This window comes from Mangrovimonas spongiae (assembly GCF_003944795.1).
Classification (GTDB): Bacteria; Bacteroidota; Bacteroidia; order Flavobacteriales; family Flavobacteriaceae; genus Mangrovimonas; species Mangrovimonas spongiae.
On the sequence record NZ_RWBG01000001.1, the window covers coordinates 441,303 to 467,955 of the forward strand.

Sequence of the window (26,653 nt, forward strand, 5' to 3'; positions counted from 1 at the left end):
TTTTTAAAAATAGGACTTACAAATATATATGAAATCACTTACAAATCAAGTTGTTGAGGTTTATAGATTATTAACAAAATGTTATTATTTTTACCCACATGCCGCAACACAAAACATATACGGTTGATGAGGCCAAGCGAACCCTAGAAAATTACTGTGCTTACCAAGAGCGTTGTCATAAAGAGGTGGTTGACAAGTTGCAGCAAATGCATATGATTCCTCAAGCTATTGATGTTATTGTATCGCATCTTATTGAAAATAACTATTTAAATGAAACACGTTTTGCCGAAGCTTTTGTGCGAGGAAAATTCCGATTAAAAAAATGGGGGAAACACCGACTTAAGCGTGAGTTAAAACAACGCGATATTTCTACTTACAATATAACTAAAGCTTTAGCGCAAATATCGGGGGTTGAATATTATGAAACATTTCATGTGTTAGCATCTAAGCGTTTAAACACTATAAAGGAAACGAACACTTGGAAAAAGCGTAAAAAGCTTGCCGATTATTTATTGTATCGTGGGTGGGAATCGCATTTGGTTTATGAGAAAGTAAACGAGTTAATTCCATAAAAAAAAGAGCCTTTTTTAGGCTCTTTTTTTATTCAAAATGCATGTTATTATAAATTAAAAACAGCGCCTAAATTAACCGTAAATTGGTTGTGAATATGCTCTGCTGGAGTTAGCTTGTCGTTATATTTAGCAATAGGAAATTGTGCTTCGGAGTAGACACCAAACCCATCGGTAAAAAAGTATCTCGCACCAACGTGTCCTCCAAAGTTTTTAAGACTAAGGTTTAATCCTGGATATAAATCGAAATTCTCGTCTATGTTTAATACATTACCAATATTGGCATTAAAACGTGCTTTTAAATCAAATCGATCTAAAAAATCGGCTTTTTCAACAATAGTCTCTCCGTTAACAACCACATCGTCTTCTAAACCATTAGCAATACCTAATGCATAAGTTGATGTTATACCTACTGAAATGTTTTCGCCTAAACCAAGGTCGTAACTTACATTAACTCCTGTTGCACTATCTTGAAAGTTAGCACCAACTTGTAGTTTTTGGTCTCCTTTTCCAGAGAAGGCTTGCCCATTAACAAAAGCAAAAGATAGTAATGCGATAATAACAAGTAAATTTTTCATAATAAGGTGTTTATCTGTTTTTTTGAGGGCGTAAATATATTACAAGTTTTTAATATAGCCGTTGGTTTTTACAATGGCTTGGTCATTTTTCCAATCAATCCAACGTTGCCCTCTTAAACGTCGCATTAGGTTGTCGAAATGTCTCATGATAAAAATGTTGTAAAGCGCTTTGCTTAAATTTTTAGGACGCTTTGCTATAGTTCTTAGACTCATAGAAAAGCCTGGGGTCACATATTTCATGTAATGCCAATACCCTTCGGGCATGTAAAGGACTTCGCCGTGATTTAACTGCGTTTTAAATCCTTTGGCATACTGTAAGGCTGGCCATTGGTTAAAATCTGGGTTTGAAAAGTCGATATCTTCTCGTGTTATAAGCGAGTGTGGTACTTTGTACAAGTATTTACTTTGGTCCTGATTAAAAAGAATAATTTCTTTTTTCCCTTCAAAATGAAAATGAAAGATGTTGGCCAAATCAATATCGTAATGCATAAATGTGTACGAGTCTTCACCACCAAAAAAAAGCATAGGTAATCCTTTTAAGAATTTTAAACCTAATTTTGGGTATGAGAAATCCTTTTGTAATTGCGGAACTTCTTTTAAAATATTCCAAAGGAAAATGCGGTATCTAGTCGGTTCTTTTTTAAGTAAATCTACATAATCGCCCAAATTCATTTTGGCATGAGGCTCGTTAAATCCATCTTTGTAATCTACTGGTCTGTCATCATATAATGGTACCGTTTTGTCGCCAGCAATGGTTTTTATATAGTCTAAATTCCATTTTGAAACAGCCGGCCAATCTTCAATAAATTGTTCTAAAACCACAGGTTTCTGTGGTTTGTAGTAATGTTTTATAAAGTCCTCTTGGGTAATGTTTTTAACCCGAGGAATGTCTTGAAGTTGTAGTTTCAACGTCTCTTAAGATTTAAGAATCAAAGTTAAGAAAACGTTAGGAAATACTATTTATGTTATGTTAAAACCTGTAATTAATACCAAGAATAATATTGCCTTTTGGCATAGGAACTAAATTAGTTTCGTAATAATCTTGGTTAAAAATGTTATTGGCTATAAGAGATAGGTTTAACTTTTGGTTTATAGTTGCTGTAACATTGGCATCAAGAACAATATACGATTGCCCAGTGGTGCGTTCTAGATATTTATAAACAATACTATGATTTAGATGTTTTATAAACGATGTTTTTAAAGTTCCTACAACTTGGTGTTTTAAAGAGTTTATAGAATATCTTGAGAAGTTATTGGCCACAGCTTTTACATCATCATCGATAAAGGTATATCCTAAAGATATATTTTGAGGTAATTGCGCCAAATTAAAGGTGTAGTCTGTTTGTAACTCCACCCCTTTTGTGTTAACATCTCTTACATTAGTAGCTTGCCAAAGGTCGGTGTCGTTTTCTTTTACAAAGTCGATTAATTTTCTAGAGTCTCTATTAAAAACAGTTGCTGTGGCATGTAGTTTTCCAGAGTTGAATTTTAAACCAATTTCTTCGGCTATAGCTTCTTCAGGATCTAGGTTTTCGTTTCCTAGGGTAGTTGGGTCGCTATAGTATAAGTCGGTATATGTAGGAATTCTGTATGTATATCCTATGTTTCCGTACACACGAAGTTTATCGTTTATTTGATAGCCTAAATCGATACCAGGGAAAGCATGGAATTTAAAATCAGAAAAATACGTTATTGCCACACCAGGTGTAATATCTAAGTTATCATTTATTAACTTAAATCGGTGTTCCATAAATACATTAGTCATAAATCTATCGCGTTGACCTAAGTTATTACTAGAAATATACACTTTGGCAAGGTCTACACCAAAACCTGTGGTTCCTAATTTAGATTTGTACGATCCGTGTAATTCTGCACCAATTTTGTTGGTTTGGTGCAAGTTTCGGTAAACTGCAGGGTTGTGTCTTATAAACACGTACATGTCTTGATTCCATTTCCAGTACAATCTTGGTTTAAGAGTAAGGTTTCCATTTCTGTAATTAGAAGAAACTCCAAGTAAGCTTGTTTTCGTTTCTTCGTATTGGTCTTTAGCACTTGGCGACGCATAAAACCCGTTAGCACCAAAATCTCTTTCTTGATAACTAGCAGTTACACTTATAGGCATTTTTTTATTTTGATTAAAGGTGCTTTTTAAGAAATAATTTCTGTTTTCATAATCGGTATTATAGCGGTAACCGTCGGAAGTATTAGAAGAGGCATGCACGATATGTGACGATCCTTTGATATTAAACCCAAACGTACCATTTATTAATTGCTGGTTATTAGATCCTAATTGATACCCCACTGAATTAATGTTGTCTACATTACTTTTAGTAACAATATTAATAGCTCCAGTAAAGGCATTTTGCCCAAAAACACGAGCGGCAGGACCTTTTATTATTTCAATACGCTCAATAACATCAAGTGGTAAAGCCATATTAAGAGTGTGGTGTCCCGTTTGGGCATCGTCCATTTTCATACCATCAATTAATAGAAGGGTTTGATCAAAACCTCCACCTCTTATATAAAGGTCACCTTGCATACCATTCGAGCCACGACGTCTTATATCTACACCAGCTACTTGTTGTAATAAATCTGAAACACTAGTTGCAGGACTTTCTTTAATATCTTTTGATGATATTACAGTAATGGTTCTAGAGTTTTCTTTAAAAGGTAAATCAATTCTAGAGGATGTAATAACAACTGAATCTAGATCTTGTTGTTGTAATTCTTGAGCATAGCTTGTAAGCGTAGCTAATATAAATAATGAGAAAAAGGGTATAAATTTCATAATACTGTTAGTTCATGTTTTTTAACGCGGCAAAAGTCGTAACTTTCCGGATCATTAAAATAGTCCAGTTTTAAAACTATGAATGGTCCGGTTGAAACTTTATTAAAACGCTTAATTTTTTTCGAAAAAACACAACCCACAGCGGTTTATATTCAAATAGCACAACAAATTATTAATGCAATCCAGCGAGGCTATTTAATTGAAGGTACAGTCTTGCCTGGAACACGTAAATTTGGGGAGTTACTATCAATTAACAGAAATACAGCTGTAGCTGTTTATGAAGAATTAGCATCGCAAGGTTGGGTAGATATTGTTCCTAATAAAGGAACGTTTGTACTTCTTCCAGAAAAAAGAACAGCAACAATAAAAGCGACAACACATGGAATAGATCACGTAAGAGATTATCCTAAAAAAGCAGGATTTCCTTTTCAATCCTCAATTAATTTAGCCTCTACTCAAGAGTTTTCAAATTGTACTTATAGTGTTAACGATGGGCAACCCGATTTACGGTTACACCCTACGCATCAATTTTCGCGTTGGTATAGTGCATCTATGAAACGAACAGGATTAATTTCTAAATGGAATAGAGCTGGCGAGCCATCATACAATTTCGGGAAATATTTAAGCAATTATTTAAACGCTACGCGGGGATTTCACATTACGCCCAACAATATTATGAGTACGCGAAGTACCGAAATGAGCTTGTATATTGTGTCGCAATTATTAATAAAGCCCAACGATATTGTATTGGTAGCAGATTTAAGTCATTTTGAATCGAATATGATTTTTCAACAAGCGGGAGCTACAGTAAAAACCATTCCTGTTGATGCTCATGGCATTAATGTCGATTTTATAAAAACACATTTTACAAAAGGCAACATACGATGTGTTTATGTTTGTGCACATAGGCATTATCCAACAACGGTAACGTTAAGTGCCGAGCGCCGTTTAAAACTGCTACAGTTAGCAAAAGCTTATAAGTTTGCTATTATAGAAGATGATTACGATTACGATTTTCAGTTTGAAGGATCTGCCATGCAGCCTATGGCAAGTTCCGACGCATATGGCATGGTTATCTATTTAGGAAAGTTAGGGCAATCGTTGTTTCCTAGTTTTCAAATAGGATTTGTTGTTGCTCCAGAGTATATAATTAATGAAGCTAAAAATTATTTACAGATATTAGATAAGCAGGGTGATTTAATACAAAAGCAAATGCTTTCCGAGCTTATTGCCGAAGGTGAAATACACCGTTTAATTAAAAAAAACAGCACCGTTTATAAACAACGATTAGATTATTTGTGCGATTGCCTTAAAAAGTATTTCAAAACAAAAATGGTATGGCAAAAACCCTCCGGCGGATTAGCCATTTGGTTGCATTTCACCCCGAGAATATCGCTTATAAAATTAGCCGAAAAAGCAAAACATTACGATTTATTGTTGCCGAAAACTATCTTGTATCACGATAAAAATACGTGTGCCATTAGGTTTGGTTTTGGGCATTTAAATGAAGAAGAAATTAAAGAGGTGATTAAAAAATTGCAACAGGCTTATAATGATATTGTAGATTAAAATTATTGTTTTTCGATAATTTTTATATATTTGTTATCGAAAAACAATAATTTATGAAAACTATCAAGCTTCTTAAAACAGCCATTGATATTTATTATTACTTGATGTTAATGGCTTTAGTCTTTGGTGTAATAACCTTGCCTATTTTGCTATTTACTAATCAAAGCTATCAAGTTAATATATTTGATTCGGAACCAATTGATTTGGGTATGCTAGACACCTTGGAGACATTAATAATTGTGGTTTCCATGATTGCGGTATTGGGCATTTACTTTGTCGCGATACGTTTAATAAAGCAAACGGTTAATATCATGTCGTATGGCAATTATTTTTCAGATGATGTAATAATAAATTTAAAAAAGATAGGCCAGCTATTTATTGTCTGTGCCTTTGGTTTTTCAGTATTAAAACTCCTTATAAATCTTGTGCTATTTAGCCAATTTTCAATAAACATAAATTCAACATTTATGATATTCTTGATTATGGGGCTTTTTATGATGTTTTTAAGTGAGGCTTTTGCTTCGGCAAAACAAATGAAAGATGAAAATAACTTAACGATATAATTATGAAAAAGGTGAAAATTTTATATACCGTGATTTTTATTAGTATAGTTTTATATATTATTCATTTTATAATGAATACATTCTTGATGTATTATAAACCTGAATTTTTAAACTTTCCTAAAACATTTTATTCTCAATTTATTTTTGGGTATTATACTCAGTTTGTGAGTTTATTTTTTTCAATACTAACATTTATTGCATTGTTTTATGTTAAATCTGGTTTAGGCGTAATTATTAAAGAAGGTTTCTTTAATGCTAAATGTTCTAAACAATTTAAAATTTCAGGCAACATATTTCTAATTACAGGTAGTTTAAGTTTTTTATGGTATTTACTACTCCTTTTTTATTCTAAAGGGAAAATGCCAATTAGTGGTGCTTCAGATGTGTTATTAATTATTATTGGTTTAGGAATGTTAGTAATAACAGACATTGTTAAAAACGGACATTTAATAAAAAAAGAAAACGATTTAACCATATAATTATGCCGATACAAATAAATTTAGATGCTGTATTGGAAAAACGGGGCATGAAAAGTAACGAACTAGCAGACATTATTGGCATTACAACAGCCAACCTTTCTATATTAAAAACAGGAAAGGCAAAAGCAGTGCGTTTTTCAACACTAGAGGCCATTTGTAAGGCATTAGATTGTCAACCAGCAGATATTTTAGAGTATGTTCCAGACTAATTTTACTATGTTACTTCTCATAGCTTAATATCTAAGCTGTTAAAATCTTTCTATTATCTTCTCCTATTTTAGCCCAACTCTTTTTTAATTTTGTGTTGTTTATTGCTAATAGTTCACTGTTATGTACGCCTTAGTAGATTGTAATAATTTTTATGCGTCTTGCGAACGGGTTTTTAATCCAAACTTGCAAGGGCAACCAGTGGCTATTTTAAGCAATAACGATGGCTGTGTCATTTCTCGTAGCGACGAAGCAAAAACATTAGGACTACCCATGGGAGCGCCTATTTTTAAATGGGAAGCGTTCTGTAAACAAAATAACATTCACATCTTTTCGTCTAATTATCCATTGTATGGCGATATGAGTAGCCGGGTTATGAGCATTCTTAAACAATTTACTCCAGATGTTGAAGTGTATAGTATAGACGAAGCCTTTTTGCAATTTAAAGGATTTCAATATTACGATTTTAACGATTATGGTACCCAAATGCGCCGTCGTATTTTAAAATGGACAGGCATTCCAACCTGTGTAGGTATTGCTCCTACAAAAGCATTAAGTAAAGTGGCTAATAAAATAGCGCGTAAATTTCCAAATGAAACAAATGGTGTGTATGTAATTAACTCTGAAACCAAACGGATAAAAGCGCTAAAATGGCTTAAAATTGAAGATGTTTGGGGTATAGGTCGTCGTTTAGCAAAACGTTTAAAAGCAAAAGGATGCGATACGGCGTTTGATTTCACGCAACTTTCTAATGACTGGGTTCGTAAGAACTTTTCTATTACCGAATTAAAATTAAAAAACGACTTAGAAGGTGTTCCTAGCATTCAGTTAGATGAGGTTACCAATAAAAGAGCTATTGCCACAACACGAAGTTTCGAGTACACGTTTTCAGATATAGACAATATTAAAGAACGTGTGTCTACCTTTGCGACAAGTTGTGCCGAAAAATTGCGTAAGCAGCAATCTAGTTGTTATATGATATTAGTAACTTTAAGCAGTGATAGGCATAAAAAAGAAACGCAACAACATCGCACGAGTAAAATGGTTCATCTAGCGTATCCAACAGATTCAACATTAATTATTAGTAGTCAAGCTGTAAAAGCGGCAATAAGTATGTTTAAATCTGGTATAAAATATAAACGCGCAGGTGTTATTGTTATGGGATTAGTGCCAAATAATAATTATCAATTACATTTGTTTGAGCATGAAAACCCTAAACACAAACCATTAATGCTGGCTATAGATAAGCTAAATGAAAAATATAAAGACTATAAAATAAAATTAGGTAATCAGGATTTAGAGCGCACTTGGAAAATGCGCCAAGAGCGGTTATCTTTAAAATACACAACAAATATCAACCAAATAATAACAGTAAAATGCTAGCTAAGAAATCTACAAACCTAACTTTTTTTCTACCAGATACTAGTAATAGTGAAGGTGCCATTTTTTTCGATTCTGGTATCTCGGCAGGATTTCCATCGCCAGCAGACGATTTTAAAGAAGAACGTTTATCGTTAGATAGTGAGTTAATAAAAAACAAAGAAGCTACATTTTTTGCAAGAGTTAGTGGGCAAAGTATGATAGATGCAGGTTTAGATGATAACGATTTATTAGTAATAGATAGAAGCCTACAACCAGAAAACGATAAAATTGCGGTTTGTTTTTTAGATGGGGAGTTTACCGTAAAACGTTTAAAAGTAGAAAAAGATGGACTTTGGTTGTTACCAGCTAATAAAAACTATAAACCTATAAAAATTTCCCCCGAAAACGAATTTGTCATTTGGGGAATTGTTACAAATGTTATAAAAAAGCTATAACATTAGAGATCAATTAAAAAAGACTATCTTACAACAAATTAAAAAGAATGACTGAGCAAAAAAACTACAATAAAGCACTGTATACATTAGTTACAGTGTTTTTCTTTTGGGGCTTTATCGCGGCATCTAATGGCGTATTTATCCCTTTTTGTAAAACCTATTTCAATATCGATCAGTTTCAATCTCAATTAGTAGACTTTGCATTTTATGGGGCTTACTATTTTGGAGCCTTGTTCTTATTTGTTGTATCAAATACATTAGGCAGGGACATTATGAATAGTTGGGGGTATAAAAATGGTATTATTTATGGGTTATTGTTAAGTTGTTTAGGGGCTGTAGCCATGTATCCTGCCATTAATGGCGCTAGTCCTGGCGATTCTAATGTGTTTTATTATGTGCTTATAGCGTTGTTTGTTGTTGGCTTAGGGTTCTCTTTACAGCAAACGGCAGCCAATCCATTTGCCATTGCTTTAGGCGATCCAGAAAAAGGAGCACATCGTTTAAATTTGGCTGGTGGTGTAAATTCTTTCGGAACTACCATAGGCCCAATTGTTATTGCACTTATTTTATTTGGTTCTACACCAAAAACGGGAGCCGAATTAAAACAAATGATAGACAATCACGAGATTTCATTATCAACCATACAGTATCTTTATTTAGCTGTGGGCGGATTATTTCTTTTGGCAGCAGCATTATTTTACTTTTCAAAAAAATTACCACAAGCTAAAGCCAATCCCGAAATAATAAAAGCGCCTAACGCAGTTAAATCATTATCTATAATGACGGTTTTATTAGTCATTTGTTTCTATTTTATTTTTGATCAATATACAGGAATACCAAATAACGATTTTATTTTAAAGTTATCCATTTTAGGTTTAGTCTCTGTAGTAAGTGTTTTATTAATCTCTAACTATTTAGCAAAGAAGAATAGTGAAGGTTGGGGCGCTATGCGTTTTCCGCAACTTGTATTAGGAATGTTAGCTATCTTTACTTACGTAGGCGTAGAAGTTACTATTCAAAGTAATTTGGGTGAGTTGCTCAAGTTTGTAACACATACAATTGATGGTGTTTCCTTTAATGCTTTAGGCTTAAAAGCGATGAACGATTCTGAAATTGCACCCTTAATTTCCTTGTATTGGGGTGGATTAATGATTGGGCGTTGGGCTGGAGCGATAACGGTGTTTAATCCTTCTAATACACTAAAAACATGGTTATATATCCTAGTGCCTTATGTGGCTTTTGGTGTGGTGCTTTTTGTAAATTATATTACAGGATTTAATGTGTCTAACTTATTTTTATTTGCCGTTTGTATTGCTATTCAAATAGGTGGTTTTTTCTTAGGCAAAGACAAACCAGCTTTAACCTTAAAAATATTTGGGCTATTAGGACTTCTTGCTGTGTTAATAGGTATGTTTACTAGTGGTTATGTGGCTTTGTTTGCCTTTATTAGCGGCGGGTTGTTTTGTTCCATTATGTGGCCTTGTATTTTTGCTTTAAGTATAAAGGGACTAGGGAAATACACCTCACAAGGCTCTGCGTTTTTAATTATGATGATTTTAGGCGGCGCAATAATTCCACCATTGCAAGGAAAACTGGCCGATATTATAGGAATATTACCTTCTTATTGGATAGCGGCTTTATGCTTTGTTTATTTAGCTTTTTTCGCCCAAAGAGTAGGTGTTATTACTAAGGAGATTTAGATAATTGTTCTTTCCAATTGTCTTTATTAACCCATTCGTAGGGTTGTTTAACGGCATTTAATAAGTTAATATTTAATTGTTCAGAAAGTTCAAATCCTACGTAAAAGGCATCGGTAATATTTTGTCTTTCATAAAGCTCGAGATGTCTATTACCATTATACCATAAATTAACTTGGTAGGTATAGTTCCCGTCACTTAATAATTGTTTGAATACAGAAACATAATCGTAATTTTTTATAGTTTTCCACTTACCAACTTTTACTGGACCAATTTCGTAAGAAGGTTTTAGTTTTGAGTTTTTAAGATCTATATAAATTCGTTTTTGCGACGAATATCCAATGGCTATAGGAATTAAATAAAAGCTTATAAATAATTGTTCTGCAAATAATTTAAGGATAGGATTGTTTATAAAAAACTGGAGTATAAAAGAAAGTAATATAGCAAATGCTCCGGTAAAACATAACGAGGCAATAACAATTTGCCAAAATGGTCTATTTCTTTCTGAAACAATAATGTCATCATTTTTCATATGACATAAAAGTAGGCATAAAAATGAAAAAAGCCCGATAAATGACTTATCGAGCTTTTTTATCTGTGAGTTTATTCTTTAATCTGCTAAAATAATTACTTTGTTATCTTTCATTTCAATGGTTCCAGAAGTGATTTCAACAGTTAATACCTTGTTATCTGCTTTTTGAGGCACAATACTAGCATGTAAATCATCTAACACCAAGTGACTTTGAGAATGTGTGTGAATTTGTATAGTTCCCTTTTTTAGTAGCGATACAATTGGTGCGTGATTATTTAACATTTGAAAATCACCATTTACACCTGGTACAACTACAGAATCTATTTCTGAACTAAATAATGTGTCTTCTGGGGATACAACTTCTAAATACATTTCTTTTTAATTAAGAATTAAGAATTAAGAATTAAGAATTAATTTGAAAGTCTTCATTTATAATTCACCATCCATAATTCCGAATTAGTTTTACGCTTCAGCTAACATTTTCTCTCCAGCTTCGATAGCTTCTTCGATAGTTCCTTTAAGGTTAAAGGCTGCTTCTGGTAAGTGATCTAATTCACCGTCCATAATCATATTAAAGCCTTTAATAGTTTCTTTAATATCAACCAATACTCCAGGAATACCTGTAAACTGTTCGGCTACGTGGAAAGGTTGCGATAAGAAACGTTGTACACGTCTTGCACGAGATACGGCTAATTTATCTTCTTCAGACAATTCTTCCATACCTAAAATGGCTATAATATCTTGTAATTCTTTATAACGTTGTAATAACTCTTTTACACGTTGTGCACAGTTATAGTGCTCATCTCCTAAAATATCCGCTGTTAGAATCCTAGATGTAGAATCTAATGGATCTACCGCTGGATAAATACCAAGCTCAGCAATCTTACGAGATAATACAGTTGTTGCATCTAAGTGGGCAAAGGTTGTTGCAGGAGCCGGGTCAGTTAAATCATCTGCAGGTACGTAAACCGCTTGTACCGATGTAATCGATCCTTTTTTAGTTGATGTAATACGCTCTTGCATCGCACCCATTTCGGTTGCTAAGGTTGGTTGGTAACCTACAGCAGATGGCATACGACCTAAAAGTGCCGATACCTCTGAACCTGCTTGCGTAAAACGGAAGATATTATCTACGAAGAAAAGAACGTCTTTTCCTTGTCCGTCGCCAGCACCATCACGGAAATATTCAGCAATAGTTAATCCAGATAATGCTACACGAGCACGTGCTCCAGGAGGCTCATTCATTTGTCCGAATACGAACGTTGCTTTAGAATCTTTCATAGCAGCTTTATCAACCTTTTGAAGATCCCAACCGCCTTCTTCCATAGAATGGATAAAGTCGTCACCGTACTTAATAATTCCAGATTCAAGCATTTCTCTTAAAAGGTCGTTTCCTTCACGTGTTCTTTCACCTACACCAGCAAATACTGATAAACCACCGTGACCTTTTGCAATATTGTTAATCAACTCCTGAATTAATACAGTTTTACCTACACCAGCACCACCAAATAATCCAATTTTACCACCTTTAGCGTAAGGCTCGATAAGATCGATTACTTTAATACCTGTAAATAAAACTTCAGTAGATGTTGATAAATCTTCAAATTTTGGTGCTTCCCTGTGAATAGGAAGTCCGCTGTCTCCAGCTTTTGGTAAATCACCTAATCCATCAATAGCATCACCAATTACGTTAAATAAACGTCCATAAACGTCGTCACCAATTGGCATTTGGATTGGAGCACCAGTTGCAACAACTTCGGTTCCTCTACTTAAACCATCAGACGAGTCCATTGCAATAGTACGAACAGTATCTTCACCAATGTGAGATTGTACCTCTAGTACTAATGTAGAACCATCTGGGTTTTTAATTTCTAATGAATCATAAATTTTTGGAAGTTCAGCCTCAGAACCGAATTCAACATCGATAACTGGACCTACAATTTGTGCAACTTTACCTGTAACTTTTGACATTACTTATATGTTTAATATTATGCAATTTAAATCTTTGAAAACACATCTAGTTTTCGCGCTGCAAAGATATGTTTTTTAATTTAAATATAAAGTCATTTTTCATGGCTTTTTTAAGCATAAAAAAACACCTTCGTATTGAAGGTGTTTTAGTTATCTTTTGTAGTGTCTTTCTTATTGTAAAGATGGTGGGTAATTTGTTGGATAGTTCCCCGCATTTAATAAGTTGCCAGAAGCCTCAAAATTACTACCATAAGTAACATCTATTGCTTTCATCATTTCGTTTGCCATAACAGCATAACCTCTTGCTGTTAAATGGACACCATCTAAACTTATTAAGCCGCCTGTTACAAGACTTGTATTTAATGTAAAATCTCCAGAGGAAATACCTGTTGTAGATGCTTCTTGAAGAATACCTTTAAAATCTACTAAAGCTAATCCGTTAGCATCAGCCACTGATTGAATAGTGTTATTATAAGCATCGGTAGCTGTCATGATTAATTGTTGCTCTGATGGAATTAGCACCCATTTATCTTCTAATGGTAAGGTAATTCCTTCTATCGCAAATTGTCCAGCAAGTGTAGGAGGTAACCCTTGACCAACTAATGCAGTAGCATAATCTTCGTTTACTGTTCCTATAACAGAGCTACTTGGTAATACAAATAAATCTTCAGCTGTTGCTTGTCTTGTTTGGCCATAGGTTTGCCCTAGTAAACCAGCCACTAGTGGAGCGGCAGATGGTGGAAGACCAAATTGTCCTATAAATGCAGGAAAGGTTGGGCTAGCCATTAAAGCGCCTGTAATTTGAGCAGATATATCAGCTAAACTTTCATCTCTAATAACAACTGCGCTAGCTTCTGTTTCTGAAAATACAATAGCTCGTTCTGGTTGTCCTAAAGCAACATACACTTCATTTAAAGCCCCAAAAATCATATTTAATGTTGGTATTTGTGGACCAAAATCTGGATTTGAAGGCTCTAAAGGATTATGTGGAACGGTTGTAAAATGTGCTAAACTTGTAATATAAGGCACATTAGCAACTACACCTTTGGCACCATTAGCTGTTAAAGCATCTACGGCTGCCGAAAATGAAGCGGCAAATATATTAGGATCTGTTATGTCGTTTCCTGCATATGTGTTAGGATCCATGTTACCTGTTTGGTCAACACCTGTTCCTCCAGATGTTGCATAAGATAAGACATCGTTTCCTCCAATTTCTGATAGAGTGAAAAAGGTAGCACCTTGTGAAGCAGCATCTCCTAAAACGGTTGCGCTAGCACTAGAAGCCATTCTTCCAAAGTATGGGTTTAATGTCCCATAACCTGGAATTCCCATATGAAAACTTTTCATACCTGGAATACCATAGTTATTAAACGGCCCAGTAACAGGTGTTGTAATTTCTGTTGTTGGTGTAGCAGGAAGCACAACAGGGCCTTCACCATTAAAATAAAGTCTAGGGGCAGCAGCCAACATGCCACCTACTAAAAATCCACCAATATTATCGTTCATTAGTGGTTGGTTAAAACTTCCGCCACCAAGCATAGCAAATTTTTGCGATAGCATATTTGGGAACGAGTTTTGTTGCCCAGCTATGAACAACGCATTGTCTGTAAAGCCAGCTGAAAATGATGCGCCAACGGCAACATAGTTAGAAAAATCGGCTTCACCAGCTGTTAAAGCCGGTAATGGTTCGTTCATGCTAGAACTATCGTCATCACTACTACAAGCAACAAAGCCTGTTAGTACTGTGGATAGTAAAATGTATTTTAACGTTTTCATTGTCATAATTTTTTATAGGTTGTTAATTGTCCATGATAGATAGTACATTGAACCAATGTAACCTGTACCAATAGCTGTAAAGTATTCGTCACCTAAAATATTGGTTGCACCAGCTTTAAATGATGATTTAATAGATGGTACTCTGTAGTTAATTTGTGCATCTAAGGTGTGGTATGCTGGAATTTCCCCATCGCCAAATGTAGCTTGCCACTTGTAATGGTCGCTCCATCTCCAAGCCACATTAAATCCGAAGTTTTTAAATACATCGGTGTTACCTAAACCTAATTTTACTTTGTGTTCTGGTGTGTTAAAGTTTGTTCTAAAGTCAGGATATCTGTCTTCATCAAAATCTTGTTTAGAGTAAGTGTAGTTAGCACTTAAATCGAAACCGTTTAACACTTTTGTAGATACACCAACCGATCCACCAAAGGCGTTAACATCGGCAGGGGAGTTAGTATAGGTTTGGTAAACATTATAGTCGCCATTTGCAATTGCAGCTACAGATAATGAGTTATCGCCTACTTCTCCATAAAGTGGTGCGATAACATTTTCACCAGAGATAAAATCTTGGTATTTATTATAATATACGCTTAAATCTACAATAGTTCTGTCTAGTTTACCACGGTAACCTACTTCGAAAGAGGTTACTTTTTCTGGTTTAACTAAATCTGAGTTTCCTATTTCTAAATCAGCTGGGTTTTCAGAATTTGCAAATGACTGTACTGAAGAAGCTGTGTATGAATTGTAATAAGCCGCTCTACCAGATTGAGATACTGTTGCGGGAGCACCAAGTAATTGCCCTGAAGCACTTACATTGTAGGTTCTTGTATATCTATCTAAGTTTTCTGGTGCTGCACCAACTAATAATGCGCGACCAGCATCTAAGCCAATAAATAAATCTTGTGTAGTTGGGTTTCTAAACCCTGTTTGGTAAGAAGCTCTAATATTGTGATCTTCATTAAGTGTAACACCGGCTGATAATCTTGGTGATACAAAACCATCGAAAAATTCTGATTTATCGTAACGGATAGATCCTGTTAACTTTAGTTTTAGGGTTTCATTTAAATCGAATTGTTTTTGTAATTGGGTGTAAACACCAAATTCGTTGTAATCGATGTTGCCATCGTAATCGGTGTAAATAGTTCCCGAAGAATTTAAGCTATATTGTCTAAAAGACCCTCCCACTTGTACTTCAACAACATCCCATAAATGACTAAAATTGTAGTTACCATCTACATGATAGTATTTTGAAGCATCTTTAAATTGTGACCCTGTAGTAAAGTCGGGATCAGCAATAACCTTATTAAACGCTCTTTGAAACTCTGGCGTTCCTGGTTCTAAACGTCCAGACTCAGCTTGATTTCTCGCAGCTGCGTGAGCTTGTTCGTCTGTAGCACCACCTAAAGTAGCTCCCACATAGGTGTTAATGTATTCGCTAAACCATTGCTCATCACTTTTCCAAGAACGGTTAATATTAATACCTGTAAACACCATATCGTAAGAATCTCCAGCTTTATCTGCAACTACATAACCACGTAAAAAGAAATTATCGTTTTTAAGTTCTAGTTTATGTTGTTGTTGGGTAAAGCCATCAATATAATAACGGTTAGTTCCTTGATAAATGGTAGATCCTGTTCCAATTTTACCTACATATTGAATTTCAAAATCATTACCCCAAGGGCGATAATATAATCCCCAATCGGCTTTAATACTTTCGGCATTGTAATCGGTTAAATCGGCTTCATTATACCCAGTTCTACTTACAACAACATCTGGAACAATCCCTAAACCACCAGCGGCAGCTCTAATATTTGTAGATACTTCGTCTCCGTAAACATTATAACCATCGTAGCCCACAGATGCTCTAGTGTTTCCTGTCCCAGGCTTCCCTTGCATGTTGTTTGCCATCCAGTCGGTTCCTTTTAACCAACCAAAATTTACTTTTGCGGCAAACTTATCACTAAACTTGTAAGCCATTCTAATTCCAGAATCTCTGTAAGTGTTATCTCCAGCGGCATCTTGAGAAGTGATGCCTTGCTTGTGGTAAGCACTAATACCTTGATGATCGAAAGGGCTTTTACTTCTCATAAATAAAATACCATTAAAGGCATTTGCACCATATAGAGCAGAAGCAGCACCAGGGAGAAGCTCGACACTTTGAATATCGGTCTCGTTCATACCAACTAGGTTACCAATAGGAAAGTTTAATGCTGGGGTAGAGTTGTCCATACCGTCGACTAACTGCATAAAACGTGTGTTAGCAAAAGTGGCAAAACCACGTGTGTTAACCGATTTAAACGTTAAACTATTGGTGTTAATATCTACACCTTTAAGGTTTTCTAAACCGTCGTAAAAATCTGCAGAAGCTGTGTTTTTAATTTCTTTTAGACCAAAACGTTCTACTGTTACAGGAGATTCAAAAATACGTTCAGGCGTTCTTGAAGCAGAAATAACGACTTCATCTAAAGAGGTTCCTTCTTTTAATACGAAGTTAATTGTTTGGTTGTTTGATGTTACTTCTTCTGAAGCTGATTCGAATCCTATGCTGCTTGCTTGAAGTGTAAAAGGTGGTTCTTTATCAACTGTTATAGAGAATGCTCCATCAAAGTCTGTTACAGTACCAGAAGAGGTTCCTTCAATTATAACATTGGCTCCAGGAATAGGTTGGGAGCTGTCGTCTACAACTGAACCAGTAACTGTGGTTTGGGCATAAAGTGTTATGCCTGCAAAAAACAGAAATAGTGAAAATAATGATTTCATTTTTTAGTTTAGTTAATTAATAATAAAGCAATATATATAAAACTATAAAAAAAATATGCATTTTTCTCAAAAAATTATGCATGCATAATACATTTTGATAATTTAAAGCATGTTAAAATGTGTAATTGTCAATTAATTACACATATAATATAAAATGATAAATTTTAAAAAAAATTACTCTACAGTTACAGACTTAGCTAAATTTCTAGGTTGATCTACATTTTTACCTAACATGACTGCTATATGGTAAGAAAGTAATTGTAATGGAATTGTAGTAAGTAATGGCGATAAAGACTCTAGTGTTTCAGGGATTTCGATAACATGGTCGGCAAGTTCTTTAACATGTGTATCTCCTTCGGTAACAACGCTAATAATTTTACCTTTTCTAGACTTTATTTCTTGAATATTGCTAACCACTTTTTCATAATGCCCTTTTTTTGTAGCAATAACTACAATAGGCATGTTTTCATCAATTAAAGCAATAGGGCCGTGTTTCATTTCGGCGGCAGGATAGCCTTCGGCGTGGATGTATGAAATTTCTTTTAGCTTTAAAGCACCTTCAAGAGCTACTGGGAAGTTGTATCCTCTGCCTAGATAAAGGCAGTTTTTAGCATCTTTATAGATGTTAGCTATGGTTTTTACGTTATTATCTGATTGTAAAGCTTTTTCAACTTTTTCAGGGATAAGCTCAAGTTCGATTAAATGATGTCTGTAATCGGAACTAGAAATTGTGCCTTTAGCTCTAGCTAGTCTAAGAGCCATAAGGGTTAAAACGGTAATTTGAGTTGTAAATGCTTTGGTGGAAGCAACGCCTATTTCAGGTCCGGCGTGAGTATAAGCACCTGCATCTGTTTCTCTAGCGATAGAAGAACCTACAACATTACAAACACCAAAAACAAAAGCACCTTTGGATTTAGCCAGTTTAATGGCGGCTAAGGTGTCGGCTGTTTCACCTGATTGTGAGATTGCAATAACAATGTCATTTTCGGTAATTACAGGGTTTCTATATCTAAATTCTGAGGCGTATTCTACTTCAACAGGGACTCTTGCTAAGTCTTCAAAAATATATTCGGCAACTAAACCAGCATGCCAAGATGTTCCGCAAGCCACAATAATAATTCTGTTGGCATTCAGGAATTTTTTCATATTATCCTCAACACCAACCATTTTAATAATGGCTTGATCTGTTTTTAGTCGTCCTCTAAAGGTGTCAAGAATGGCTCTTGGTTGCTCGTAAATTTCTTTAAGCATGAAATGCTCGTAGCCGCCTTTTTCAATTTGCTCAAGGTTAAGCTTAAGCTCTTGCATATAAGGATCGACTAGAGAATCATCTTTGATTTTCCTAATTTTAACGTCTTTACCACGTCTTACAATGGCCATTTCTTCATCTTCTAAATAAATGGCATTTTTTGTATACTCTATAAATGGAGAAGCATCACTGGCGATAAAGAATTCATCGTCACCAACACCAATAGCTAATGGACTACCAAGTCTGGCTACGACAATTTCGTTTGGTTTGTTTTTATCGAAAACAGCAATGGCGTAAGCCCCTACAACTTGATTTAAAGCAACCTGTACGGCTTTCCCAAGTTTAATGTGCTCTTTTTTCATGACATCTTCAATAAGGTTAACTAAAACCTCTGTGTCTGTGTCAGATTTAAAGGAATATCCTCTTTTAATGAGCTCTTGTTTTAGGGCATCGTAGTTTTCAATAATACCATTGTGAATAATAACAAGATTCCCTGAATTAGAATAGTGTGGATGTGAGTTTATATCATTAGGAACACCATGTGTTGCCCATCTTGTATGGCCAATGCCAAGAGTTCCATCGGTTGTTATTTCTTGTTGTATTTTTTCTTCTAAGCCGGCTACTTTTCCTTTGGTTTTACAAAGCTTTATATCGTTGCCGTCGTATAATGCAATACCGGCGCTATCATAACCTCTGTATTCAAGTCGCTTAAGTCCTTTAATAATTATAGGGTAAGCTTCTCTTTTACCAATGTAGCCAACAATTCCGCACATATGTTTTATTGATTAGGGTCTGTGTAATTTATTTCTAATTGTAATCTTTTATCTTCAGGGACATTAGCATTACTGCCATATATTGCGGTTCCTCTTGGTGATATTATTGTTCCTGTTGATGTAAAATTCTCTTGATTTAAAATTTTAACGTTGTCAACTTCATTAATATTTGTAGTAATAAAAAGTCCTAGCTCGACATTAGTTGAGTCTCGTAATAAGATATTATTTAAATGTTCGGTAAGATTAACTTTATACTTAACTCCGTTGTTATTATTATCTCTCTCTAATACTCTTGAAAAATAATTTTTAGAGAACAAAGGGTTTTGAGTACTTGTTGTGCCGTCATAATAATAGTCAACTACTGGAGTGTTATTTTTTAAATCATAAAGTAAAATTCTATCAGGTTCTTTACCATTAACAATGTTTTGGTTAACGTAAAATGAAATAGAGGCTTCATTAATTAATTTCTTGGGATTACCATCATTATCAACAAAGTCAGTTTTAAAGTCTTCAAAAGAAGTTTGATTCTCAAAAAGAGTTATTATAGAATATGAACCTTCACCTCCTTTAAGGTATAATGTATTATCACCATTTATTTGATCGGCGTTATCAGATGCATCGTCAATTACTGTATTAGTTGGGTCATTTTCTAAAATGTTTAGTCGATTGACATTAATAAATGATAGATTGTACTCTAGGGTTTCATCTTCTTCGGTATCGTTATTGGTATATTCAATTGTAATTCCTGATGCATTGTTGTTAAAATCAAGCATCATCATATGCCCATCTTCACTACCTATCGTTTCAACCTTGAAATATAGTCCTCTAAAAAAGTCCTTAAAATTGTTTGCATTACTTAATTTTGGACTGTCCTGATTTAGGAAAAATGTTGTTGCCCAAAAATCAGGATCTACGATGTTTTCATCATTTAAATCTAGGTTTAAACCAGGGGCTTCTTCGACAAAATCCTCAGATATTTCAGGTGTGAAATTATTTGTATATAACATTTCTAATAGATGGTTGTCAAAATTTATAGTCTGATTTGAATTAGAAAAATAAATTTCCTCTTCAGAGAAATCACTATCAGGAGTGTAATCTCTTAAAAAGTAGTTTATTCTATGAATCGATAATTTTATAGGAGATGCATTATTTCCAAATATAGAATCGGTTGCATAAGAAGAACTTCCTTCTTCATTAGTGCCTGTTATAGTATTGAAGAACGGAATATGTAATTTAACAGAGACCAATTGCGGATTTTCCCCAAAATCCGGGTTGAAATTATTAGATGTTGGTACTAGTTGAGTTACAATGCTTGCAGTTGTTTTTCCATAAATAGGGTCGTTGTAAACACCAAGCAAGTTAGAGCTAAGATTATCTGTTTGTACAGGACCCATTTTTTGATTGTAAGCTGTTACAGGAAATTTTTCTGTAACAACATCAAAGTTTTGAACACCTTGAATATCGCTTTCTAACGAGGTATAATCTTTATCGCAAGCAATAAACGTAATAGCGAGTATTACTAATGCTAATGCAGGTTTTAATATTTGGGTAAACTTTTTCATAGTATATTTTTGTGGTACAAGTTAACAGGTCTTGTTAACCTAAAACCTTAGTGTTGTAAAACTCTGTATAGGCTTCGCCAAATTCGTCTTTAGTTTTGTATTCTAATACAGGTTTTTTGGAATCATCAAGATGTTTTGTAATGTCTTCTGGGATTTCTTCAGAGCCAATAATTAAAGCATCAGAATAATCTATAGCCAATTTCATAATGTTGTTGTAGGTTGGCTTTTTTAGAACCTTAATGGCATCATCGTCAATATCATCAAATTTAATTTTACTTTGCATGTCTTTATTTAACGTGCCATCAAAACTTTGATTGTATATAGATGTAACAATTTTACTCTCATTAAACAAAGGTTCTCCTTTGTAATATTCTTTTAGGTAAAGAGGTAGTAAAGATGCTAACCAACCATGGACATGAATAATATCTGGTGCCCAATTTAATTTTTTAACGGTTTCAATAACGCCTTTGGCAAAAAATATAGCACGTTCATCGTTGTCGGGAAACAAATTACCATCTTCGTCTGTTAAAGTAGCTTTTCTTTTAAAATACTCATCGTTATCTATAAAATAAACCTGAATACGTTCTTTAGGAATAGAAGCAACTTTAATAATAAGAGGCATGTCTAAATCGTTAATTACCAAATTTATTCCAGAAAGCCTTATAACTTCGTGTAATTGGTGTCTTCTTTCATTAATGTTGCCGTATCTAGGCATGAAGATTCTAATTTGACCGCCTTGTTGATTCACCATGCGAGGTGCTTCAAACGACATTGAAGAAATTTCGGTTTCTGGTAAATAAGGAACTACTTCAGATGATACATACAATATCCTCTTATCTTTCATAAATTATATTGCTTTTGAAATTCAAAATAAAAAACACGCAAAATTACAAAAATTTATGCAAATTAACCGTAAAATCTTAAGTTTGCACGCGTTAATTTTTTATTAATTGTGAAAATTTTTTATAACAGAGAGGAAGTTGCTAAGGCCGTGAAAGGCTTGAAAACAGCAGGGAAAACTATAGGTTTTGTGCCTACAATGGGAGCCTTGCATGAGGGGCATTTATCTTTGATAGAAACAGCATTAAAGCAAAATAGCATAGTGTTTGTGAGTATTTTTGTTAATCCAACACAGTTTAATAACCAAGAGGATTTAAAAAAATACCCTAGAGATTTAAATGCCGATGTTGAGATGCTGTCCTCTTTGTCAGAGTGTATCTATGTATATGCACCATCTGTGGATGATATCTACCAAGATCAGGTCGTATCTGATAATTTTAACTTTAATGGGCTCGACCAAGCCATGGAAGGCAAGTTTAGGGAAGGGCATTTTAACGGTGTGGCTACAGTAGTTAAGCGTTTTTTTGAAATTGTAACCCCAGATAATGCCTATTTCGGGAAGAAAGATTACCAGCAATTACTTATTATAAAAAAGCTTGTTCATCTTGCTAAGATTCCTGTAAATATTATAGGTTGCGATATTCTTCGAGAGTCTTCAGGCTTAGCTATGAGCTCAAGAAATATAAGGCTTAAACCTGAATGTAAAACTGCCGCGCCTTTTATTTACAAAACGTTAATGTCTGCCAAAGAAAAGTTTGGCACAAAAAGTGCTAATGTAGTAACGGAATGGGTTGAAAATCAGTTTAAAAACCATGAGTTGCTCAAGCTTGAATATTTCACTATCGCTGATACTGAAACCTTATTACCAGCAAAACGTAAATCAAAACAAAAACAATATAGGGCGTTTATAGCAGTATATGCAGATAATATTAGACTGATTGATAATATAGCCCTAAATTAATTATCTTTGCACCATGCAAATACAAGTAGTAAAATCGAAGATTCATAGAGTACAATGTACCGGCGCAGATCTTAATTATATTGGAAGTATAACTATAGATGAAGATTTAATGGATGCCGCCAACATTATACAAGGTGAGAAAGTTCAAATTGTAAATAACAACAATGGTGAACGTCTTGAAACCTATGCTATTCCTGGACCAAGAAATAGTGGTGAAATTACACTAAACGGTGCTGCCGCAAGAAAGGTAGCTGTTGGAGATGTGTTAATTTTAATTACTTATGGTTTTATGGATATTGAAAAAGCAAAAACCTTCAAACCATCGCTTGTTTTTCCAGACGAGGCTACTAACTTATTAAAATAGCATGTGAATAGTAAAGCTAAACGTTTAATTAAGCTTTTATTACCACTTCTTTTAGGAGTGATTTTAGTTTGGTACTCACTTTCCAAAATATCTATTTCAACACTTATAAGTTACTTTAAAAATGCCAATTATTTATGGGTGATTGTTGGCGTATTCTTTGGTGTTTTAAGTCATTTTTCTAGAGCATATCGTTGGAAATACTTGCTAGAACCGCTAGGGTATAAACCTAGGTTTTTAAACAGTGTTATGGCCGTCTTTTCTGGCTATTTAATAAACTATACTATTCCTAGAGCTGGAGAAGTAACACGAGCTACTGTTTTAACAAATTACGAAAAAGTCCCTTTTGAAAAAAGTATAGGAACTATTGTATCTGAACGTGTTGCCGATATGATTGTTTTACTCCTTATTATTGCTATTACGCTACTTATAGAATTCGACTTTATTTACAACCTACTCGTTGATAAATTTGATACAAAAAAAATTCTCTTAGGATTAGTTGTTTTAATCGTTCTAGGAGGTTTTATGGTAGTCTACTTTAAAAAAAGTACCTCTAAGTTAGCTATTAAAGTAAGAGGTTTTGTCGAAGGTTTAATAGAAGGTGTTTTAAGTATTTTTAAAATGAAACATAAGTGGGCTTTCATTTTTCATACACTATTTATTTGGACTATGTACATACTTATGTTTTATGTTACATCGTTTTCATTTGAAGAGATCCAGCCCATACCTTTTTCGGCTATATTAGTTGGTTTTATTACAGCTACTTTTAGTATTGCAGCAACAAATGGAGGTGTAGGGTCTTATCCAGAAGCCGTTGTAATCGCCTTTTTATTGTTTAGTTTGCCAGAAGATCCAAGTCGTGCTTTTGGATGGATTATGTGGTCTTCGCAAACCATAATGCTTGTTTTGTTAGGAGGCGTATCATTAGTGTTTTTACCATTTTATAACAAAAAGCAGTCTACCAAACCTAAAACAAGCCATTAACAAGGCTTAAATCACTTCCAATCTATACTTTATTTTTTTATCTTGCCATATCATATTAACCAAGATAAAAATGAAAAACCTAATCTATATTTTAGTACTTGTATGTAGTACACAATTTGCCTTTTCACAAGTTGATTATCAAACACTTTTTTCTGAGAAATTAGGTGAAGAACGTGAGTTAAAAATACAATTACCACGAGGATATAGTGATAATACCGATAAAAGCTATCCTTTAATTATCGTTTTAGATGGCGACTATATGTTTGAAGTCGTAGCAGGAAACGTCGATTATTATTCCTATTGGGAGGACATGCCCGAAGCCATCGTAGTAGGCATTAATCAATTAGATAAAAGATATGATGATTGTTTGTATTCCGAGCAAAACTCATTACCCGTTGAAACAGGCGTGAGTTTTTTCGAATTTATAGGAATGGAATTAATGCCATATTTAGAAAAAAACTATAGAACAGAAAACTTTAAAATGGCCATTGGTCATGGAGAAACAGCAAATTTTATAAACTATTACTTGCTTAAAGGGCAACCATTATTTCAAGGATACGTAGTATTGTCGCCAGATTTAGCACCAGATATGATTAGCTATATTCCAGAGAAATTACAAAAAGTTGAGTCTAAGATTTTTTACTATTTAGCATCTTCAAAAAACGATGTTAGCCATATTAAAGAGATTACAAAAACACTAGATACAGAAATAAATAAATTAGAAAATAAAAACATTCTATATAACTACCGTAGTTTTGAAGGTCCAACACATTATGCTGTTCCGGCTTATGCCATTCCAGATGCATTAATGAAAATCTTTTTTGTCTACCAACCTATTAGTAAAAAAGAATACAAAAACACTATTTTAAAGCTAGAATCGTCTCCTGTTGAATATTTAGAAGAGAAATACCAGATGATTGAAGATCTTTTTGGCATAGAAAAGCAAATTCTAGTTAACGATTTTAGAGCCATTTCTGCAGCTATCGAAAAAACCGAACAATACCAATATTATGAAGCTTTGGGAAAATTAGCTAGAAAAGAGTATCCCGAAGCCATTTTAGGAAGCTACTATCTAGCACGCTTTTACGAAGAAACCAACGAACCTAAAAAAGCCATGAAAACATACCAATCGGCTTATGTGTTAGAAGAGCTTGGCGGAATTACCAAAGACGAAGTATTGGAAAGAGCAGAACAAATTAAAGCAGATTTTGGATATTAATGGCTAAAGTAAAAACTACCTTTTTCTGTCAAAATTGTGGCAGTCAATTTTCAAAATGGCAAGGGCAATGTACAGCTTGTAAAGCCTGGAATACGATTGTGGAAGAAGTGGTGCAAAAACCAGAAAAAAGCGACTGGAAAGCCAATAATGCTACAACCCCAACAAAGCGTGTATCCAAACCACTCAAAATAGGCGATATTGATACGACTGAGGATATTCGGTTTAATACCGAAGACACCGAATTTAACCGCGTACTTGGTGGCGGATTAGTTCCAGGATCTTTAACCCTATTAGGTGGCGAACCCGGTATTGGAAAAAGTACGCTGCTACTTCAAATAGCTTTAAAATTACCGTTCAAAACCCTTTATGTTTCTGGTGAAGAGAGCCAAAAGCAAATAAAAATGCGTGCCGAACGCATTAACCCTAAAACCAATAATTGCTACATTTTAACAGAAACCAAAACTCAAAATATCTTTAGACAAATTGAAGCATTAGAGCCAGATATTGTCGTAGTCGATTCTATCCAAACACTACATAGCGATTATATTGAAAGTTCTAGCGGAAGTATTTCGCAAATTAAAGAATGCACCACCGAACTCATTAAATTTGCTAAAGAAACGGCAACCCCTGTAATTCTTATTGGTCATATTACCAAAGACGGTCATATTGCTGGGCCAAAAATTTTGGAACATATGGTTGATACGGTTTTACAGTTTGAGGGCGACCGCAATCATGTATTCAGAATTCTTCGAGCACACAAAAACCGTTTTGGCTCTACTAACGAATTAGGGATTTACGAAATGCAAGGTTCGGGTTTACGTGAAGTAACCAATCCTAGTGAAATTTTAATCTCCAAAAAAGATGGCGAGCTTAGCGGAAATGCCGTAGCTGCAACTCTAGAAGGTATGCGCCCGTTAATGATAGAGGTGCAAGCACTAGTTAGCTCAGCTGTTTATGGTACACCACAACGTAGCGCCACAGGATTTAATGCCAAGCGGTTAAATATGTTGCTTGCTGTTTTAGAAAAACGTGCTGGGTTTCGCCTTGGAGCAAAAGACGTTTTTTTAAATATCACTGGAGGTATCACAGTCGATGATCCAGCGATTGATTTAGCTGTAGTCGCAGCTATTTTATCGTCTAACGAAGATGAGGCCTTACCAAGTGATTATTGTTTCGCTGCCGAGGTTGGTTTGTCAGGAGAAGTGCGACCAGTACAACGTGTAGAACAACGTATTTTAGAAGCCGAAAAACTAGGGTTTTCAACCATTTTTGTGTCGAAATACAACAAAATTTCCCTTAAAAACACCAAAATTACAATTCAGTTAATTTCTAAAGTAGAAGATTTGGTTGGAATTCTGGTTTAATTTACACCAATTCAACAGTCCTATTTACTTAAAA

The 26,653-nt window shown here is 34.4% G+C and carries 24 protein-coding genes; 13 read left to right on the forward strand and 11 right to left on the reverse strand.

The window, feature by feature from the left end; genetic code table 11:
- Nucleotides 1-98 precede the first annotated feature (98 nt).
- Entirely contained in the window at nt 99-572 is a 474-nt protein-coding gene (locus EJA19_RS02050; RefSeq protein WP_125466675.1) for a regulatory protein RecX, read from the forward strand.
- A gap of 47 nt (nt 573-619) precedes the next feature.
- Here EJA19_RS02050 and EJA19_RS02055 read toward each other — a convergent pair whose 3' ends face one another.
- From EJA19_RS02055 to EJA19_RS02065, 3 genes are all read right to left on the reverse strand, one after another.
- On the reverse strand, nt 620-1,147 hold the full coding sequence (locus EJA19_RS02055) for a DUF6646 family protein (RefSeq protein WP_125466676.1): 528 nt from the start codon (nt 1,145-1,147) through the stop codon (nt 620-622).
- Nucleotides 1,148-1,186: 39 nt separating this feature from the next.
- Nucleotides 1,187-2,056 (reverse strand): cupin-like domain-containing protein, encoded by an 870-nt coding sequence (locus tag EJA19_RS02060; protein ID WP_125466677.1) that lies wholly within the window; start codon nt 2,054-2,056, stop codon nt 1,187-1,189.
- A gap of 61 nt (nt 2,057-2,117) precedes the next feature.
- On the reverse strand, nt 2,118-3,935 hold the full coding sequence (locus tag EJA19_RS02065; protein WP_125466678.1) for a TonB-dependent receptor plug domain-containing protein: 1,818 nt from the start codon (nt 3,933-3,935) through the stop codon (nt 2,118-2,120).
- A gap of 78 nt (nt 3,936-4,013) precedes the next feature.
- On the opposite strand from EJA19_RS02065, the gene EJA19_RS02070 reads away from it, so the two are divergent.
- The 7 genes from EJA19_RS02070 (at nt 4,014) to EJA19_RS02100 (ending at nt 10,270) form a co-directional block, all read left to right on the forward strand.
- The gene (locus EJA19_RS02070; RefSeq protein ID WP_125466679.1) at nt 4,014-5,504 is read left to right on the forward strand and encodes an aminotransferase-like domain-containing protein; all 1,491 of its coding nucleotides are present in this window, start codon (nt 4,014-4,016) and stop codon (nt 5,502-5,504) included.
- Between the two features lie 53 nt (nt 5,505-5,557).
- On the forward strand, nt 5,558-6,067 hold the full coding sequence (locus EJA19_RS02075; RefSeq protein WP_125466680.1) for a DUF2975 domain-containing protein: 510 nt from the start codon (nt 5,558-5,560) through the stop codon (nt 6,065-6,067).
- 2 nt (nt 6,068-6,069) lie between these two features.
- Nucleotides 6,070-6,546, forward strand: a complete 477-nt coding sequence (locus EJA19_RS02080; RefSeq protein WP_125466681.1) for a DUF2975 domain-containing protein — start codon at nt 6,070-6,072, stop codon at nt 6,544-6,546.
- A gap of 2 nt (nt 6,547-6,548) precedes the next feature.
- The gene (locus tag EJA19_RS02085; RefSeq protein WP_125466682.1) at nt 6,549-6,755 is read left to right on the forward strand and encodes a helix-turn-helix domain-containing protein; all 207 of its coding nucleotides are present in this window, start codon (nt 6,549-6,551) and stop codon (nt 6,753-6,755) included.
- Nucleotides 6,756-6,876: 121 nt separating this feature from the next.
- Complete coding sequence (locus tag EJA19_RS02090) at nt 6,877-8,136, forward strand: Y-family DNA polymerase (protein WP_125466683.1); 1,260 nt, start codon at nt 6,877-6,879, stop codon at nt 8,134-8,136.
- The gene (locus EJA19_RS02095) at nt 8,130-8,570 is read left to right on the forward strand and encodes a LexA family protein (protein WP_125466684.1); all 441 of its coding nucleotides are present in this window, start codon (nt 8,130-8,132) and stop codon (nt 8,568-8,570) included. The genes EJA19_RS02090 and EJA19_RS02095 overlap by 7 nt, the downstream gene beginning before the upstream one ends.
- A 47-nt stretch (nt 8,571-8,617) precedes the next feature.
- Nucleotides 8,618-10,270 carry an MFS transporter gene (locus EJA19_RS02100; protein WP_125466685.1) on the forward strand — a complete coding sequence of 551 codons (1,653 nt, stop codon included), beginning with the start codon at nt 8,618-8,620 and terminating at the stop codon, nt 10,268-10,270.
- Here EJA19_RS02100 and EJA19_RS02105 read toward each other — a convergent pair.
- The 8 genes from EJA19_RS02105 to EJA19_RS02140 form a co-directional block, all read right to left on the reverse strand.
- Entirely contained in the window at nt 10,257-10,799 is a 543-nt protein-coding gene (locus EJA19_RS02105; protein ID WP_125466686.1) for a hypothetical protein, read from the reverse strand. The two genes, EJA19_RS02100 and EJA19_RS02105, sit on opposite strands and share 14 nt — an antisense overlap.
- A 78-nt stretch (nt 10,800-10,877) precedes the next feature.
- Nucleotides 10,878-11,171 carry a F0F1 ATP synthase subunit epsilon gene (locus EJA19_RS02110; protein WP_125466687.1) on the reverse strand — a complete coding sequence of 98 codons (294 nt, stop codon included), beginning with the start codon at nt 11,169-11,171 and terminating at the stop codon, nt 10,878-10,880.
- 90 nt (nt 11,172-11,261) lie between these two features.
- A complete protein-coding gene (atpD, locus tag EJA19_RS02115) occupies nt 11,262-12,770 on the reverse strand; it encodes a F0F1 ATP synthase subunit beta (protein WP_125466688.1) in 1,509 nt (502 codons plus the stop codon).
- Between the two features lie 171 nt (nt 12,771-12,941).
- Nucleotides 12,942-14,546, reverse strand: a complete 1,605-nt coding sequence (locus EJA19_RS02120) for an SGNH/GDSL hydrolase family protein (RefSeq protein WP_125466689.1) — start codon at nt 14,544-14,546, stop codon at nt 12,942-12,944.
- Nucleotides 14,547-14,558: 12 nt separating this feature from the next.
- Nucleotides 14,559-17,306 (reverse strand): TonB-dependent receptor, encoded by a 2,748-nt coding sequence (locus tag EJA19_RS02125; protein WP_125466690.1) that lies wholly within the window; start codon nt 17,304-17,306, stop codon nt 14,559-14,561.
- Between the two features lie 174 nt (nt 17,307-17,480).
- Nucleotides 17,481-19,328: a glutamine--fructose-6-phosphate transaminase (isomerizing) gene (glmS, locus tag EJA19_RS02130; protein ID WP_125466691.1), complete on the reverse strand. Its 1,848-nt coding sequence runs from the start codon at nt 19,326-19,328 to the stop codon at nt 17,481-17,483.
- Between the two features lie 5 nt (nt 19,329-19,333).
- Complete coding sequence (locus EJA19_RS02135) at nt 19,334-20,890, reverse strand: DUF4270 domain-containing protein (protein ID WP_125466692.1); 1,557 nt, start codon at nt 20,888-20,890, stop codon at nt 19,334-19,336.
- A 34-nt stretch (nt 20,891-20,924) separates the two neighbouring features.
- Nucleotides 20,925-21,734, reverse strand: coding sequence for a glycogen/starch synthase (locus EJA19_RS02140; protein WP_125466693.1), 810 nt, complete (start codon nt 21,732-21,734; stop codon nt 20,925-20,927).
- Nucleotides 21,735-21,842: 108 nt separating this feature from the next.
- On the opposite strand from EJA19_RS02140, the gene panC reads away from it, so the two are divergent.
- The 5 genes from panC to radA all read left to right on the forward strand — a co-directional run bounded on the left by panC (nt 21,843) and on the right by radA (nt 26,619).
- The gene (gene panC / locus EJA19_RS02145; protein WP_125466694.1) at nt 21,843-22,691 is read left to right on the forward strand and encodes a pantoate--beta-alanine ligase; all 849 of its coding nucleotides are present in this window, start codon (nt 21,843-21,845) and stop codon (nt 22,689-22,691) included.
- A 13-nt stretch (nt 22,692-22,704) separates the two neighbouring features.
- The gene (gene panD / locus EJA19_RS02150) at nt 22,705-23,055 is read left to right on the forward strand and encodes an aspartate 1-decarboxylase (RefSeq protein WP_125466695.1); all 351 of its coding nucleotides are present in this window, start codon (nt 22,705-22,707) and stop codon (nt 23,053-23,055) included.
- A 3-nt stretch (nt 23,056-23,058) separates the two neighbouring features.
- On the forward strand, nt 23,059-24,036 hold the full coding sequence (locus EJA19_RS02155; protein WP_125466696.1) for a lysylphosphatidylglycerol synthase transmembrane domain-containing protein: 978 nt from the start codon (nt 23,059-23,061) through the stop codon (nt 24,034-24,036).
- 70 nt (nt 24,037-24,106) lie between these two features.
- Nucleotides 24,107-25,255, forward strand: coding sequence for an alpha/beta hydrolase (locus tag EJA19_RS02160; RefSeq protein WP_125466697.1), 1,149 nt, complete (start codon nt 24,107-24,109; stop codon nt 25,253-25,255).
- Nucleotides 25,255-26,619 (forward strand): DNA repair protein RadA, encoded by a 1,365-nt coding sequence (gene radA, locus EJA19_RS02165; protein ID WP_125466698.1) that lies wholly within the window; start codon nt 25,255-25,257, stop codon nt 26,617-26,619. Before EJA19_RS02160 ends, radA begins: the two co-directional genes overlap by 1 nt.
- The last annotated feature ends 34 nt before the right edge of the window (nt 26,620-26,653 follow it).

Coding starts and splice junctions, on each gene's coding strand:
- EJA19_RS02075 (WP_125466680.1), top strand. CDS start 5,558: ATGAAAACTATCAAGCTTCTTAAAACAGCCATTGATATTTATTATTAC.
- EJA19_RS02135 (WP_125466692.1), bottom strand. CDS start 20,890: ATGAAAAAGTTTACCCAAATATTAAAACCTGCATTAGCATTAGTAATA.
- EJA19_RS02080 (WP_125466681.1), top strand. CDS start 6,070: ATGAAAAAGGTGAAAATTTTATATACCGTGATTTTTATTAGTATAGTT.
- EJA19_RS02065 (WP_125466678.1), bottom strand. CDS start 3,935: ATGAAATTTATACCCTTTTTCTCATTATTTATATTAGCTACGCTTACA.
- EJA19_RS02160 (WP_125466697.1), top strand. CDS start 24,107: ATGAAAAACCTAATCTATATTTTAGTACTTGTATGTAGTACACAATTT.
- EJA19_RS02110 (WP_125466687.1), bottom strand. CDS start 11,171: ATGTATTTAGAAGTTGTATCCCCAGAAGACACATTATTTAGTTCAGAA.
- panD (WP_125466695.1), top strand. CDS start 22,705: ATGCAAATACAAGTAGTAAAATCGAAGATTCATAGAGTACAATGTACC.
- EJA19_RS02140 (WP_125466693.1), bottom strand. CDS start 21,734: ATGAAAGATAAGAGGATATTGTATGTATCATCTGAAGTAGTTCCTTAT.
- EJA19_RS02105 (WP_125466686.1), bottom strand. CDS start 10,799: ATGAAAAATGATGACATTATTGTTTCAGAAAGAAATAGACCATTTTGG.
- EJA19_RS02085 (WP_125466682.1), top strand. CDS start 6,549: ATGCCGATACAAATAAATTTAGATGCTGTATTGGAAAAACGGGGCATG.
- EJA19_RS02055 (WP_125466676.1), bottom strand. CDS start 1,147: ATGAAAAATTTACTTGTTATTATCGCATTACTATCTTTTGCTTTTGTT.
- EJA19_RS02090 (WP_125466683.1), top strand. CDS start 6,877: ATGTACGCCTTAGTAGATTGTAATAATTTTTATGCGTCTTGCGAACGG.
- atpD (WP_125466688.1), bottom strand. CDS start 12,770: ATGTCAAAAGTTACAGGTAAAGTTGCACAAATTGTAGGTCCAGTTATC.
- EJA19_RS02120 (WP_125466689.1), bottom strand. CDS start 14,546: ATGAAAACGTTAAAATACATTTTACTATCCACAGTACTAACAGGCTTT.
- EJA19_RS02100 (WP_125466685.1), top strand. CDS start 8,618: ATGACTGAGCAAAAAAACTACAATAAAGCACTGTATACATTAGTTACA.
- EJA19_RS02125 (WP_125466690.1), bottom strand. CDS start 17,306: ATGAAATCATTATTTTCACTATTTCTGTTTTTTGCAGGCATAACACTT.
- EJA19_RS02070 (WP_125466679.1), top strand. CDS start 4,014: ATGAATGGTCCGGTTGAAACTTTATTAAAACGCTTAATTTTTTTCGAA.
- radA (WP_125466698.1), top strand. CDS start 25,255: ATGGCTAAAGTAAAAACTACCTTTTTCTGTCAAAATTGTGGCAGTCAA.
- EJA19_RS02095 (WP_125466684.1), top strand. CDS start 8,130: ATGCTAGCTAAGAAATCTACAAACCTAACTTTTTTTCTACCAGATACT.
- glmS (WP_125466691.1), bottom strand. CDS start 19,328: ATGTGCGGAATTGTTGGCTACATTGGTAAAAGAGAAGCTTACCCTATA.
- EJA19_RS02050 (WP_125466675.1), top strand. CDS start 99: ATGCCGCAACACAAAACATATACGGTTGATGAGGCCAAGCGAACCCTA.